Genomic DNA, 14203 nt, shown 5'->3' with positions numbered 1-14203 from the left:
GTCCGATGGGATGGGATGCTCCTACAGAAAACCATATTGCTAGTCCTGTCCCATACCAAAATGGGAATGGATGGCGGGAGGCATCAACACAGGTAAATTTACTTACAAGTAAATACATCAGCGGGCGCAATTCAGCCGCCGCCTTACTTGCGGACCGGGTGTTGGTGGGTCTTCGGCGCGGCAGGGACAGGGGAAGCAAACGGCCGCCGGGCAATCACGCCCCGGCCCTCCTGGATGGTCAATTCCTGATCGGCGGACTCGTTGCGGATGGTGTCCACCCACCCGGAAGGCCATCGGATCACGATCATATCGGCCCGCGTGGCGGGGCCGAGACCGAAGTGCAGGCGTGGATCGCTGGCGGACAGATAACTGCTACCAGCGCGGATTTCGTCGGATTGCGCCAGGTCGCCGGCGCGGACCTCGACGCGCGCTCCGAAGCCGTCGCGATTAGATCGGGTGCCGACAGCCTTAATGCGAATCGCATGGCCGTGGGCCGACCCGACGTTGCGCAGTAAGACGGCTGGGCCGGCCAAGTCGGTGATAAGCGCGCCGAGGCGGCCGGTATTTTCGAAATCGGCAACGGCCAGACCGCGGCCGACCCGCGGAACCGCCAGCGCGGATCCTGCCCGGAGTCCGTCCTCCTCCAATCTGCCCCCACCGAGGTTACGAAAAAGTAACGGGTGTTCGCGGTAGGTAACTCCGAACTTGTAATTGTCTACCTGCGGGTTCACATGCCCGTTGGCGACCAGAATGTCGGGCCAGCCGTCGTCGTCGAAATCGGCAAAGCGGACGCCAAACCCAAGAAACGGAATGCTGACGGGACCAAAGCCGCTGGGACCGGCGCGGTCGGTGAACTGGCCTTTGCCGTCATTGTGGTAGAGGTTGTTGGTGTCGTCGGAAAAGTTGATTTTGGCAATGCTGGGAAGCCCGCTATGGTCGTAGTCGGCGGCATCAACACCCATCCCGGCTTGCAGTTTGCCATCCCAGCTATAGGCCACGCCAGCTTCGGCGCCAACCTCGCGGAAGTGGCCGTGGCAATCGTTGTGGTAGAGCAGGCTGGGCGTGGAATCGTTGGCCACGTAGAGGTCGAGGCAGCCGTCCCGGTCGTAGTCGAGCCAGAGCACCCCGAGTCCGTAGCCGAGGTCGGCATCGATGTTCAGCGTTTCGGAAACGTCGGTGAAAGTGCCGTCGCCGTTGTTGTGATAGAGGCGATCGCGCGCGCCCTTCATGCCGCGGGGACCGCATGAGACCGGGATGCCGCGGTACTGGCAGTAGATGCCGCTGCCGAATTCGGGCAGGTGGTCGAGATCGATATCCACGTAATTCGCGATGTACAGGTCGAGGTAGCCATCGTTGTCGTAATCGCCAAATGCCGCGCTGGTACCCCACTGGCCGTGGTTGCCGACGCCGGCTCTGGCGGTGACATCGGTGAAGGAGCCGTCGCGATTGTTGCGGTAGAGCGCGCCGCCTTTGAGGTCGGTGATATAGACGTCTTCCCAGCCGTCGTTGTCGTAGTCGCCGATGGCCACCCCAAAGCCCCAGCCACAGTGCGCCAGGCCGGATCGGGCGGTGACGTCGGTGAAGGTGCCGTCGTGATTGTTGTGGTAGAGCTTGGAGGCGTGGCACTTGTCGGCTTTGAGGTCGGGGAGGGTGGAACCGTTGACCAGCAGGATGTCCATCCAGCCGTCGTTGTCGTAGTCGAAGAAGGCGACGCCGCCGCAGAGTGAATCCATGATGTAGAGCTTGTCGGCAGTGCCGCAGGCGGGCTGAAAATCAATGCCGGCGGCGCGGGTGATGTCCTGGAAGCGCAACCGGCCGGAAGCCGCAGCGGGCTTGATGGGATGCGATGGCTTGGACTTGGTTTGCGCAGACTGCGGCAAGGCGCACAGCAACAGGACGGCGGCTGCGGTCAGGTGCGCGTTGCGGAATGACAGGTGAGCGTGGGTGGTCACTGCAGCCGGCCCGAGGCCATGCCTCCGGCGCGCTGCTGGGCCTGGGTCAGCTCGGCGAAGCGCTTCATTTCCTGTTCGGCGGCAGGGCGCTGATTGAGTTGAGCCAGCACGCGCGCCAGTTGGTAGTGCGGACTGGGGTCGTTCGGGTTGAGGGCGATGGAGCGCTCCAGCGCTTCGCGTGCGGCCTGCGTCTCGCCGAGCAGCGCGAGAGCTTTACCAAGGTCGTAGTTGGCGTCGGCGCGCGGTTTCACTGCCAGGGCGGCACGGTCGTTGGAAACCGCAGCCTGCAGGTTGCCCAGTTCCAGTTGCAGGTGAGCGAGTTGGTAATAGACCTCGGCATCGCGGTTGCCGCCGCGCAACTCGGTTTCATATTCGGCGATGGCCTCCCGATTCCTCCCCAGGCTGCCGTAAGCGAAACCGAGATGGTAGTGGCCGAGCGGGATTTTGGGATCGAGGCGGAGCGCGATTTGAAACTGCTCTACCGCTTCCAGCGTGCGGTTGCTGTTCTGGCAGGCGCGCCCCAGCAGGATGTGAGCCAGCGGCGCTGAAGGATCGATGTGCACGGCCTGCTCCAGTTGTTCCGCTGCAGGTCCGTACTGGTTTTGCTCGAGGAAGGCGAGCGCCAGGTCGTAATGCGAGTCGAAGTCGCGCGGCGCCAGCGTGGTGGCGCGCTGCAGATGCGGGATGGCCTGCTGCAGGTCGCCGGATTGCATGTAGGCGAGGCCGAGGTAGTGAGCGAAATCGGCGTCCTGGGGCCAGCGCTCGGCCGCTTGCGTGCCCACGCGAATGGCATCGGCGGCGCGCTTGGATTTCAGACAGGAGAGCAGAAGCCCGGAATAGGCGGACTTGCTCGCAGGATCGCGCTGCACCGCGGATTGGAAAATTTCCGCAGCCCGGTTGAATTGCTCGGCCCGGAGCGCTTGTTGGCCCTGCTGGATCAGGGTGGCCCCTGATTCTTGCGCCAGAGCGGCTGTGGAAATCAGGACAATGACGGCGAAGGGAACCCACCTGAGCAGCGTCACCACGCGCCTACTGCAAGTCCTCAAACGACACCCCTGCGAAGTTTAGCCCTCGCCCACCCGGGCTAAACCCCTTTGCGGTTGCGGCATCGGTCTCGCCGGGCTGAAGCCCGGCGCTTGCACCACTTTACCGCGTCATGATACCAAAGCGTACCGCGTCGCCGAGGTTTGCGGTAGTCTGCTCAGTTCCAACACAGTTCTTCCGGAGCATTCGCTTGACGACTTCCCTGACGACGATGAGCGCCGCTGAAATGGCGCAGATGGTAAGAACAAAGAAGGTCTCGCCGCTGGAGTTGGTATCGGCGCACTTGAAACGTATCGACGAACTGCAGCCGCGGCTGAATGCGTTCGTCACAGTGGATGGCGATCGCGCCACGCGGCAGGCTGCCGAAGCGGACGCGGCCCTGATACGCGGTGCGGAGCTGCCGCCGCTGTTTGGCGTGCCGATCAGTGTCAAGAGCTCGATTGATGTTGCCGGGCTGAGGTGCGAGGCGGGCTCGCGGCTGCGGGCGGGGTATGTTGCCGAAACTGACGCCCCGCTGGTAGCGCGGCTCAAACGCGCCGGCGCCATTGTTCTCGGCAACAGTAATACGCCGGAGCTGCTGATGGCCTACGAGACGGATAACGTCCTCGCTGGCCGGACCTGCAATCCGTGGGATCTGCAGCGCACGCCGGGCGGATCGAGCGGCGGCGAGGCGGCGGCCATTGCGGCGGGATGCGTGGCGGCGGGAGTGGGCAGCGACGGCGGCGGGTCCATCCGCGTGCCGGCGCATTTCACCGGCATCTGCGGGCTGAAGCCGACGCCGGGACGGATTCCGGGGACGCAGCATTTTCCCGCCTGCGTGGGGCCGTTCGCCTTCCTGGGCGTGGTTGGGCCCATGGCGCGGACGGTTGCCGATCTGCGCCTGATGTTGAGCGTCATGAGTGGGTACGATCTCGGCGATCCCATGTCCGCCAACTTTGCCCCGGCCGCCGCGGACCGCCGCACGGTGCGCCATTTGCGGATTGGATGTTTGACCGACGAGGCGATGGGGACCACGTCTGCGGAGACTCGCGCCGCCGTGCACGCTGCCGCGAGCGCGCTTCAGCGCGCGGGTTTGGCGGTCGAGTCCGTCCGCCCGGAAGGATTGGAAGAAGCGGGCGAGTTGTGGCGCGTATTCTTCTGCCAGGCGGGTTCGATGCTGGTGAGGGGCGTGGCCGCGGCTCGCGAAGCCGAGCTGAGCCCGATGCTGGTGCGCTTTCTCGCGACCTTTTCGGCGGAACCCCCGATGTCGGGCGAGCGGCTGCTGACGGCGTTGATCAACCGCGACTTGTTGCGCGCGCGCTTCCTGCAGCAGATGGAGACGTGGCCGGTTTTGCTGTTGCCGGTCTCGAGCGGCCCGGCATTCCGCCATGGCGAAGGCGGATGGACCGAGGGCGACCCGGCGAATTACCTGGTGACGATGCGCTTCACGCAGTGGTTCAACCTGCTGGGTCTGCCGGCGGCCGTGGTCCCGGTGACGAAGTCGCCGGAAGGACTGCCGATCGGAGTGCAGGTGATCGGCAGGCCCCACGAGGAAGAGGTAGTACTCGAAGTGGCGTCGGTGATCGAAGAGGCGTTCGGATGGCAGCCGCCTCCGCTGACCTGGACGCGCGAAGCACGCACCGAATGAAGCGTCGGTTACTCGCTCCGCGATAGATCTGCGGTCCGCCGGCGCTGGACATGACCTCTGCCCAGCGGATAAGCTAGCCGACAATTTGTGGGGGTTGTGGCAGATATGTCAGTCAGGCGACCTAATTCTGTTCGCACGGTGCTGGCGGCGCTGGTCGCTTTCCTGTTTCTCTCCGCCGTTTACCTGTACACGTTCCCGTCGCCCACGCTGGTTTACCCGGCCATCGATCTGCTGCATGTGCTTGCCGGCGTAGTAGCGATGGTGCTGCTGGCGTGGTATGCGGTGCGCCATTTTCGCGAATGGAGCGCGCTATCCTGGGCTGGGTGGGCGCTGTTCGGCGCCGGCGGAATTCTCGGCGTGCTTCTGATTTTCACGGGAACGCCGCACTCGGCGTGGAACTGGATGTACCTCCACATCCTGCTTTCGCTGGCCGCGGTTGTGGCCCTGGCAGCGCATGGATGGGAAAGGCGCCGCTGGTTTGCCGGGGCCGGTGGAGCGGTAGCTCGTGTCGCGATATGTATTGTCGCGGTCGCGGCGATTTCCGGCTTCGGCTACTCGTGGCGCAACGGAGAGTGGTTGCGCAGCCACGTCATCAAGAACCGTCCCGCGCCGGCGGCGATGGACGGAGAGGGCGACGGCCCCAAGGGCACGTTCTTCCCCAGTTCGGCGCAGACCGCCGACGGCAAGCTGATTCCCGGCAAGTTTTTCCTGGAATCGCGAGCCTGCGAACGCTGCCACGAGACGATTTACAAACAGTGGTACGGCTCGGCGCACCATTTTTCCTCGTTCAACAACCAGTGGTACCGCAAGAGTATCGAGTACATGCAGGAGGTGGTGGGCACGCGGCCGTCCAAGTGGTGCGGCGGCTGTCACGATCCGGCGGTGCTATTCAGCGGCATGATGGACACCCCGATCAAGCGGAACATTCATAAGCCGGAGGCGCAGGCGGGCCTGGGCTGCGTGATGTGCCACTCCATCGCCAAGGTAAAGAGCACCATGGGGCAGGGCGACTTCCTGCTGGAATACCCGCAGTTGCACGACTTGGCGGCGAGCAAGAATCCGGTGGTCCGCGCGCTACACGATTTCATGGTGAAGTTGAACCCGGAACCGCACCGGCGGGTATTTCTCAAGCCCTTCATGCGCACCCAGACGGCGGAGTTCTGCTCAACTTGCCACAAGGTCCATCTCGATGTGCCGGTGAACCACTACCGCTGGATCCGCGGCTTCAACGAATACGACAACTGGCAGGCGAGCGGCGTGTCGGGCCAGGGCGCGCGCTCGTTCTACTATCCGCCGAAGCCGGCGCAATGCGCCGATTGCCACATGCCGCCGGTCAAGTCGAACGAGGCAGGGAACGTGAAGGGAATCCTTCGCTCGCATGCCTTTGCCGCCGCCAACACCGCTCTGCCGACTGCCAATCAAGACGCCGCGCAACTGGCCGCGGTGGAGAATTTCCTGAAAAAATCTGTCTCGGTGGACATCTTCGCGCTGTCTCCGGCGCTGCCCCCGGAGCAGGCTACGGGCGGCCCCACCAGCGAGATGGCAACCACCTTCGGCGTGGGCGAAGAAAGTGAAACCAACATTGCGCCCTCCGGCCTCGAAGCCGCGCCGGTTACGGCCCCGCTCAATCGCGTGCGGGGCGTAGTGCGCCGCGGCGACACCATGCGCGTGGACGTGGTGGTGCGCACGCGAACTGTGGGACACTTCTTCCCTGGTGGCACCGTGGATGCCTACGACACCTGGCTGGAGTTGAAAGCCATCGACAGCAAAGGCCAGGTCCTGTTCTGGAGCGGCATGGTGGGAGACAACGGCCGCGGCCCGGTGGAGAAGGGAGCGCACTTCTATCGCGCCCTGTTGGTTGACGGCAATGGCAATCCCATTAACAAGCGCAACGCATGGTCGGCGCGAGCGGTGGTGTATGTTCACCTGATTCCGCCGGGCGCGGCGGATACGGTGCACTTCCGGCTGCATGTGCCGGAAAACGCCGGAGGCGAGATCAAGCTGCATGCCCGGTTGTGCTACCGCAAGTTCTCCTGGTGGAACACGCAGTTTTCCTTTGCCGGGATTCCCGATCCACAGCAGCAAGGGGCGCAATTCACCCCCAATTACGACGATCGCCGCATGGTGTTCACCGGCAGCACGGCAGATGTGTCGGGAAAGATCAAGTCCGTCCCCAACTTGCCCATCGTGGCGCTGGCGGAAGACGAGGTGGCACTGCGGGTGGCGCCGCGCGGCGCGCCCAATCCGCGTCCGCAAACCCAGTTACTCGCCGATGACTGGACGCGCTGGAACGATTACGGTATCGGCCTGTTCCTGCAAGGCGATCTGAAGGGCGCGAGTGCGGCGTTTCAGAAGATCGCCGAGATTGATCCCAGCAAGGCGGATGCTTGGGTGAACCTTGGGCGCGTGGCTGTGCAGGAGGGTGACATGGGACGCGCGCGCCAGGTGCTGGAACGGGCGCTGACGCTGAAGCCACAGTTGGCGGCGGCGCATTATTTTTACGCGCGGGTGCTGCGTAATGTCGGCGAGTACGACGAAGCGGAGAAGCATCTGCGGCAGGTGCTGGCGCAATATCCCCGCGATCGCGTGGCGCGCAACGACCTGGGCCGCGTTCAGTTTCTGCAGCGCAAGTACGGGGAAGCGGTGGGGCAGTTTCAGGCGGTGCTGGCGATCGATCCGGAGGACCTGCAGGCACACTACAACCTGATGCTGTGCTATCAGGGGCTGGGGAACGAGGCGGACGCGCGGCGCGAACAGATGCTCTACCTGCGTTTCAAGGCGGATGAGTCATCGCAGGCGATCACGGGCGCGTACCGGCGGACGCATCCGGAGGACAACAACGAGCGCCAGCCGATCCATGATCACGTGTCCGTGCCCCTTGCGGTGCTGTCCGCCTACAACGCCGAGCATGCGCAAGTAGCGAGGTATGCGGCGCATGGGGGCGGCGGCAAGTGATGAAAATCCTTTCTGCGCGCGTGCTGGCGGCAGTGGCATTGGCGGCCTCGGCGGTCGCGCAAAGCAAGCCGGGACAAATTCAATTCCGTGACATCACACAAGAGGCGGGCATCCGCTTCGTGCACAACAATGGCGCCTTCGGGAAAAAGTATCTCCCGGAAACGCTTGGCCCCGGCTGCGCATTCCTGGATTACGACAACGACGGTTATCCCGACATCCTGCTGGTCAATGGCGCGGCCTGGCCGGGACATGGGCGCGCCGCGACCACGCTGAAGCTGTATCACAATAACCGCAACGGCACGTTCAGCGACGTGACCGCCAAGGCCGGGCTGGCGGTCAGCATGTACGGCATGGGCGCGGCGGTGGGCGACTACGACAACGACGGCTACGACGACATCTTCATCACCGCGGTGGGCCAGAGTCGGCTGTTTCACAACAACGGCAACGGGACCTTCACCGATGTGACGCGCGCCGCCGGCTTGTGGGGCATCCAGGAATTCAGCACCAGCGCGGCTTGGGTGGATTACGACAAAGACGGACTGCTGGACCTGGTGGTCGCCAACTACGTGCAATGGTCGCCCGAAAAGGACCTGTTCTGCACGATGGACGGGACGCACAAGTCGTACTGCACGCCGGAGTCGTACAAGGGAGCGTCGCTGCGGCTGTGGCACAACCTGGGTCACGGAAAGTTCGAGGACGCGACCGCCAAGGCGGGCTTGCACGACCCGAATTCCAAGGGGCTCGGCGTCGCGGTGCTCGACTACGACCAGGACGGCTGGCCTGACCTGCTGCTGGCCAACGATACCCAGCCCAACAAACTCTACCGGAACAACCGCAACGGGACCTTCAGCGAGCACGGCACCACCGCGGGGATTGCCTTCAGCGAAGATGGTGTGGCGCGCTCCGGCATGGGCGTGGATGCGGCCGATTACGACCGCTCCGGGCGGCCCAGCATCATCATCACGAATTTTTCCAACCAGATGATGGCGCTGTATCACAACGAGGGCAACGGCTTGTTCGTCGACGAAGCGCCGCGCTCCGAGGTCGGGCGCGCCAGCCTGCTGACGCTGGGATTTGGCTGCTTCTTTTTCGACTTCGATCTCGACGGCTGGCTGGACATGTTCGTTGCCAACGGGCACTTGGATAACGACATCGAGCGCATCCAGAAACGCATCAAGTACCGCCAGCCGCCGCATCTGTTCCGCAATCTCGGCAACGGAAAGTTTGCCGATGTGGCGGCGTCGGCGGGAGCCGCTTTTGACAAGCCGCGGGTTGCGCGCGGCGCCGCCTACGCCGATATTGATAATGACGGCGACCTCGACCTGCTGATCACCACCAACGGCGGCCCCGCCGTGCTCTTCCGCAACGACGGCGCCACCAACCACAGCCTGCGTGTCAAACTGGTGGGAACAAAATCCAATCGCGACGGCATCGGCGCGGTGGTGCGCGTGCATTCCGGCAAGGACCAACAGTGGCAGATGCTGCGCAGCGGCTCCAGCTACTTGTCGCAAAGCGAGCTGGTGCTGACCTTCGGCCTGGGCGCCAATCCACAAACCTCCGAGGTCGAAGTGCAGTGGCCCAGCGGGCAGGTGGACCGCCTGCAAAACGTCGCCGCCGACCAGACGGTTACTATCCAGCAAGGCCGCGGCGTAATATCTTCTCGCAAGTACTCCAAGCGATCGGAATAGCACCTTGTTGGAACGGACGCCCGGTTCGAAGTGGCTGGCGTGCGTGCTGGCCGCCGCCTTGGCGGTGGGCAGCGCCGTAGCGCAGTCTCGAAAACCCGCGCCGAAGGTGAATCCGCGGGCCGAAGCATTGCGCCTGAACAACATCGGCGTGGCCTACATGGGCCAGCAGCGGTTGGAGGATGCGCTGCGCGTGTTCCGGCGCGCGCAGCAGCTTGATCCCAAGTTGGAATTGTCGCGGCTGAATGAAGGCATTGCGCTGCTGAATTTGCAGCGCTTCTCGCCAGCGCGGCGGTTGCTACGGGGGATCGTCGAGCGCGATCCGAACCACGCCAAGGCCTGGTACAACCTCGGCCTGTTGGATCGCGCGCAAGGGCAGGACGTGGCCGCGTTGGAGGACTTCCGCCGCGCCGCCAAGCTGGCCCCCGCAGACGCCGACACCGCTTATTTCCTCGGTGCCATCTACTCGCAGTTGCATCGCGAGCAGGAAGCGATTGCGGCGCTGCAGCAAGCGCTGGCGCTGGATCCGTTTCATGCCTCGGCCGAGTTCGCACTGGCGCGGGCCTATCTGCGTGTGAACGAAACCGAAGAAGCCAAGCCACACTTGGCGCGCTTCCAGGACCTCACGCGCAACAAGCTGGGCTCGGTTGTCGGACAGGCTTACGGTGAGCAGGGTCCGCTTTCGCTGGCGGAACCGGTCAAGGCCCTGCTGCAGTCCGCGCCGCCGGCGATTCCGGTGCGCTTTGCTTACGTGACCATCGAAGCGGGGCTGGCTACAACGGCAAAACCGGCCAAACCAGTCTCGCCGAATCCTTTCGACTCCGGCGCTTGCTTCCTCGACTTCGACGGAGACGGCCTCCCCGATCTTCTGCTCGGTGACAACGGTCCGCAGGGCGGGCTAACACTGCTTCGCAATCTCGGTCGAGGGCGTTTCGCCGACGTGACTCGCCCGGCGGGGTTCGATCCGAGCGCTCACGCGATTGGCTGCGCCGCTGCGGATTACGACAACGACGGCTGGACCGATGTTGCGCTCAGCTTCGAAGATCACCTCGCCCTGTTTCACAACCAGCACAACGGTACCTTCAAAGATGTGACCGAAACCAGCGGCGTTCGCGCCACGCACGCGCCATTCGGTCTGGCGTGGATTGATTACGACCACGACGGCGATGTGGACTTGTACGTCTCCGGCAATCCGGTTACAGGCAGCGCCGGGAAAGTTTCCAACAGCCAGCTCTGGCGCAACAATGGCAACGGAACCTTTACTGAATGGACGGAACAAACCGGACTCGGTGGTGGTCCAGGCTTTTCTGTTGTCGCCACCGACTTCAATAACGATCGGGCGATTGACCTGTTGGTTGCGACCGACGGCGAACCGCCGCGCATGATGGTCAATCCCCGGGAAGGGAAGTTCAAGCCGGTCGAGCCGTGGTCACAGCCGGTGGAGCCGGTCGTCGGCGTGGCGGCACTGGACTTCAACAAAGACGGCTGGATGGACCTGGCGTTCACGCACCGCTCAGCGCCGGGGTTGACCCTGTGGCGGAATGTTGAGGGTAAGCGCTTCGAGCCGGTATCTCTCCCGGATATGCATTGGACTCGCGCCTGGGGTGTTGCCGCTTTCGACTACGACAACGACGGCTGGATTGACTTGGTCGCTGTTGGCGAGACCGCGGACGGTCGTGGGGAAATCCGCCTGCTGCGCAACATCGGAGCAAACGGGTTCACCGACGTCACCGCACAGGTCGGGCTTGACAAAATTCAACTCACCAACCCGCGCGCAATTGTGATCGCGGACTATAACGGTGATGGCGCTGACGACGTCCTGGTTACGCAAGCCAGGGGATTTTCACCGGTGTTGTTTCGCAACCGCGGCGGCAATAAGAATTCATCGCTGCGAGTGGCGCTAAAAGGCTTGGCAGACAACAAGACAGGCGTCGGCACCAAGCTCGAAGCGTTTGCCGGAACCCTGTGGCAGAAGCGCGAGGTGACCGGATCGAGCTACCTCGGCCAAAGCGTCACCACGGTGGACATCGGCATCGGCCGGGAGAAGCAAGTCGATATGCTGCGCCTGCTCTGGCCCACCGGGGTGGTGCAGGACGAAGTCAATGTCGCCGCGGGCGTGGCGAAGATTGATGAGATTGACCGCCGCGGCAGCTCGTGTCCTTTGCTGTTTGCCTGGGACGGCAGCCGGTACCGCTTCGTCGCCGACATGATCGGCGCGGGCGTGGTTGGCCACTGGATCGGGCCGGGGCAGCGCAATGCGCCGGATCCGACGGAGTACATCAAGGTCGGCCACGTCGCCGCGCGCGGCGGCTGGCTGCGCTTCCGCCTGATGGAGCCGATGGAGGAAGTGGTGTACCTCGACCAAGTGCGCTTGCTCGCCGTGGATCATCCCGCGGACGTCGAGGTGTATCCCAACGAGTACTTCGCCTCGAATCCCCCGTTTCCGGAGTTCAAGGTCATCGCCAGCCACAATGCGCGGCCACCGGCGGGCGCATGGGATGATCGCGGGCGCGATGTGCTACCCGTGTTGCGCGAACGCGATCACCGCTACGTCACTGCCTTCGAACTGCTTCCCTACAAGGGCTTCACTCAGCCGCATTCACTGGAACTGGACTTGGGCGCGCCGTATGTATCCGGTCCGCTGCGCCTGCTGCTGCACGGCTACATCGAATACTTCACGGCGACCTCGATGTACGCCGCCGGCCAGGCGGGCCTCACGCCGGTGGCCCCCTACGTCGAAGCGCTCGATCCCGAAGGCCATTGGGAAAAAATCGTCGAGGACATGGGCTTCCCCGCCGGTCTTTCGCGTACCACGGTGGCCGATCTCACCGGCAAATTGCCCGTTGGCACGCGCCGCATTCGCATCGGCGCCAACTTGCAGATTTACTGGGACCAGATCCTGGTGGATCGCACCGCGCCCGGCGTTCCCGTCCGCACCGAGGAGGTGCCGCTGGCGCAGGCGAAGCTTGCGTTCCACGGCTATCCGCGTCCCATCGAAGGGAACACGCCCGGCGACCTCTCCTATATCTACGCAGACGTGAGTCTCACCGGACCGTACGCGCGGCAGGCGGGCGCGTACACTCGGCTGGGCGAGGTGCGCGAACTTCTGTCGGCGGCGGACGATCGCCACGTCGTCTTCGGTTCCGGCGATGAGGTGCAACTGGAGTTTGATCCCGCCAAGCTTCCCGTGCTACCGCCCGGCTGGAAGCGCGACTTCTTTTTCTTCGCCGACGGCTTCGAGAAGGACATGGATTTCTACGCCGCTGACGGGCAGACGGTCGAACCGCTGCCCTTCCACGCCATGCCGGAATATCCCTACGCGCCGGCAAGCTCGCCCCGCGACGCGTCCTACATCCATTACCTGCTCGAATACAACACGCGTTTTTACTGGGGAGCGGCGGAGTCGGAATACCGGTTCCGGTATCAGACCTTGCCACACGATCCGCTCAAGCCCGGCGCGTCGGCCCACTGACTCCATATGCCAAATGGTCGAATAGACCCCGCAGCGCAGTTGCTGGCGATCTAGTTCGGCACTCCGACTTTCTCGCCGCGTTTCAGCACGCGGTCGAAAAAGTCGGCCGTCGCTTGGTAGGCACGTACCCAACTTCGCCACAGCAGGAAGTCGTGGATCTCGTCGGGAAAGACGACGGTTTCGAATGGCGTCTTCTGGGCACGCAGGCGCTGCACCAGATCAACGGTTTGGTCGAACGGGACGTTGCGATCGTCGTCGCCTTGGATCAGCAACACCGGCGAGCGCCACTGCGCAATCGTCGAGATCGGCGACGACTCTAACGCCAGCTTCTTGGCCTGCTCCAGGTCAGGCGCGTCTTCGCCCAGCGTGGGGTGCCAGTGCCGCGCCTCCGAAAACCAGTCGTGGACGCCGTGCATGTCCACCCCGGCGGCGAACAGGTCGGAGTTGCGCGCCAGGCCCATCGCGGTCAGATACCCGCCGTAGGAGCCGCCCCACAAGCCAATCTTCTGCGCGTCCACGTAGGCCAGCGAGCGCAGATATTTCGCCCCGGCGGCCACATCCTGATATTCGGCTCCGCCGCGCCAGCCGGTGTTGGGCGCCATGCGAAACGCGCGCCCGTACATGATCCCGGTGCGGTAGTTCACCGAGAGCACCACGTAGCCGAGCGACGCCAGGTACTGATTCTCGGCGTACGCGTTGTGGTAGTAACCCATGTTGTGGAAGCCCAGCATCATCTGGCGCATCGAGCCGCCGTGCGTAAAGATGAGCGCGGGGCCAGGCGCTATGCGACCCGGCGGGACGAAAAGCTGGCCGTGAATTTCCAGCCCGTCTTCTGATTTGAACAGCACCTGCTTCGGCGTGACCAGTTCGGCGCTGGGGAAATCCGTGGGCAGCGCTTCTTTGGCGATCATCTGCCGGGCCTGCGCGGTCAGGAAATACGGCATGGCCGGCGAGGTTGCGGTCGAGCCGAGGCAGACCACGAACTTCCCGTCGCCCGTCTCCAAGGGCGCCCATTCAATCGTTTCCCCGCCCGAAACTGGCCGCGGCGTTCCGCCCGCGACCGGCACCCGCCAGACGTGACGGCGATCGATGTCGTCCTGGTTGGAAGTGTAGATCACCGATTTCTTGTCCGCGCTGAGCGCCACATCTTCGAATTCGAACTGGCCCGGCGTGAGCAGCGTTGCCTTGCCGCCGCTGGCGGAGATCGAGTACAGGTGCGCCCAGCCGTCCTGCTCGCTGGCGAAGATCACGCGGTCGCCGGCGGCGAAGCGAAACGCCTCCTCCTCGACGAGGTTGGGGAATGATCCGTTGGCGTCGTCGTTGCTGTGCCAGATTTCGCGGGCGTTCCACGTGGCGGCGTCGGCTACCCAGCGAACATCAAAACCCTCGCCGATCTGGTACGGCGGAATGAATCGGAGCTATTGAAGTTCCGAAATTTCGGCCGCAAGTCTCTTGCGGAACTCTCTGC

General features: G+C 63.7%; 7 protein-coding genes and 1 pseudogene. 5 read left to right on the top strand and 3 right to left on the bottom strand.

Annotation, left to right across the window (positions count from 1 at the left end; translation table 11 throughout):
- Window positions 1-143: 143 nt before the first annotated feature.
- Together LAN64_09020 and LAN64_09015 are read right to left on the bottom strand one after the other, a co-directional pair.
- On the bottom strand, window positions 144-1952 hold the full coding sequence (locus LAN64_09020; GenBank protein ID MBZ5567977.1) for a CRTAC1 family protein: 1809 nt from the start codon (window positions 1950-1952) through the stop codon (window positions 144-146).
- Window positions 1949-2977, bottom strand: a complete 1029-nt coding sequence (locus LAN64_09015; protein MBZ5567976.1) for a tetratricopeptide repeat protein — start codon at window positions 2975-2977, stop codon at window positions 1949-1951. The genes LAN64_09020 and LAN64_09015 overlap by 4 nt, the downstream gene beginning before the upstream one ends.
- A 230-nt stretch (window positions 2978-3207) precedes the next feature.
- Here LAN64_09015 and LAN64_09010 point away from each other — a divergent pair, with 230 nt between their 5' ends.
- From LAN64_09010 to LAN64_08995, 4 genes are all read left to right on the top strand, one after another.
- Window positions 3208-4623, top strand: coding sequence for an amidase (locus tag LAN64_09010; GenBank protein ID MBZ5567975.1), 1416 nt, complete (start codon window positions 3208-3210; stop codon window positions 4621-4623).
- A 105-nt stretch (window positions 4624-4728) separates the two neighbouring features.
- A complete protein-coding gene (locus LAN64_09005; GenBank protein ID MBZ5567974.1) occupies window positions 4729-7578 on the top strand; it encodes a tetratricopeptide repeat protein in 2850 nt (949 codons plus the stop codon).
- On the top strand, window positions 7578-9266 hold the full coding sequence (locus tag LAN64_09000; protein MBZ5567973.1) for a CRTAC1 family protein: 1689 nt from the start codon (window positions 7578-7580) through the stop codon (window positions 9264-9266). Before LAN64_09005 ends, LAN64_09000 begins: the two co-directional genes overlap by 1 nt.
- Window positions 9267-9423: 157 nt before the next feature.
- On the top strand, window positions 9424-12735 hold the full coding sequence (locus LAN64_08995; GenBank protein MBZ5567972.1) for an FG-GAP-like repeat-containing protein: 3312 nt from the start codon (window positions 9424-9426) through the stop codon (window positions 12733-12735).
- Window positions 12736-12785: 50 nt separating this feature from the next.
- Here LAN64_08995 and LAN64_08990 read toward each other — a convergent pair whose 3' ends face one another.
- On the bottom strand, window positions 12786-13985 hold the full coding sequence (locus tag LAN64_08990) for a prolyl oligopeptidase family serine peptidase (protein ID MBZ5567971.1): 1200 nt from the start codon (window positions 13983-13985) through the stop codon (window positions 12786-12788).
- Between the two features lie 120 nt (window positions 13986-14105).
- Here LAN64_08990 and LAN64_08985 point away from each other — a divergent pair.
- Window positions 14106-14203 (top strand): annotated as a pseudogene (locus tag LAN64_08985) (DNA-directed RNA polymerase subunit alpha).

It is taken from the genome of Terriglobia bacterium (assembly GCA_020073185.1).
GTDB lineage: Bacteria > Acidobacteriota > Terriglobia > Terriglobales > Acidobacteriaceae > JAIQGF01.
This window is presented reverse-complemented; position numbering and strand designations above follow the sequence as displayed.

What these genes read in the sequence shown, in the direction of transcription:
- LAN64_09010 (MBZ5567975.1), top strand. Translation starts at nt 3,208, where the DNA reads ATGAGCGCCGCTGAAATGGCGCAGATGGTAAGAACAAAGAAGGTCTCG.
- LAN64_09000 (MBZ5567973.1), top strand. Translation starts at nt 7,578, where the DNA reads ATGAAAATCCTTTCTGCGCGCGTGCTGGCGGCAGTGGCATTGGCGGCC.
- LAN64_08995 (MBZ5567972.1), top strand. Translation starts at nt 9,424, where the DNA reads ATGGGCCAGCAGCGGTTGGAGGATGCGCTGCGCGTGTTCCGGCGCGCG.
- LAN64_09005 (MBZ5567974.1), top strand. Translation starts at nt 4,729, where the DNA reads ATGTCAGTCAGGCGACCTAATTCTGTTCGCACGGTGCTGGCGGCGCTG.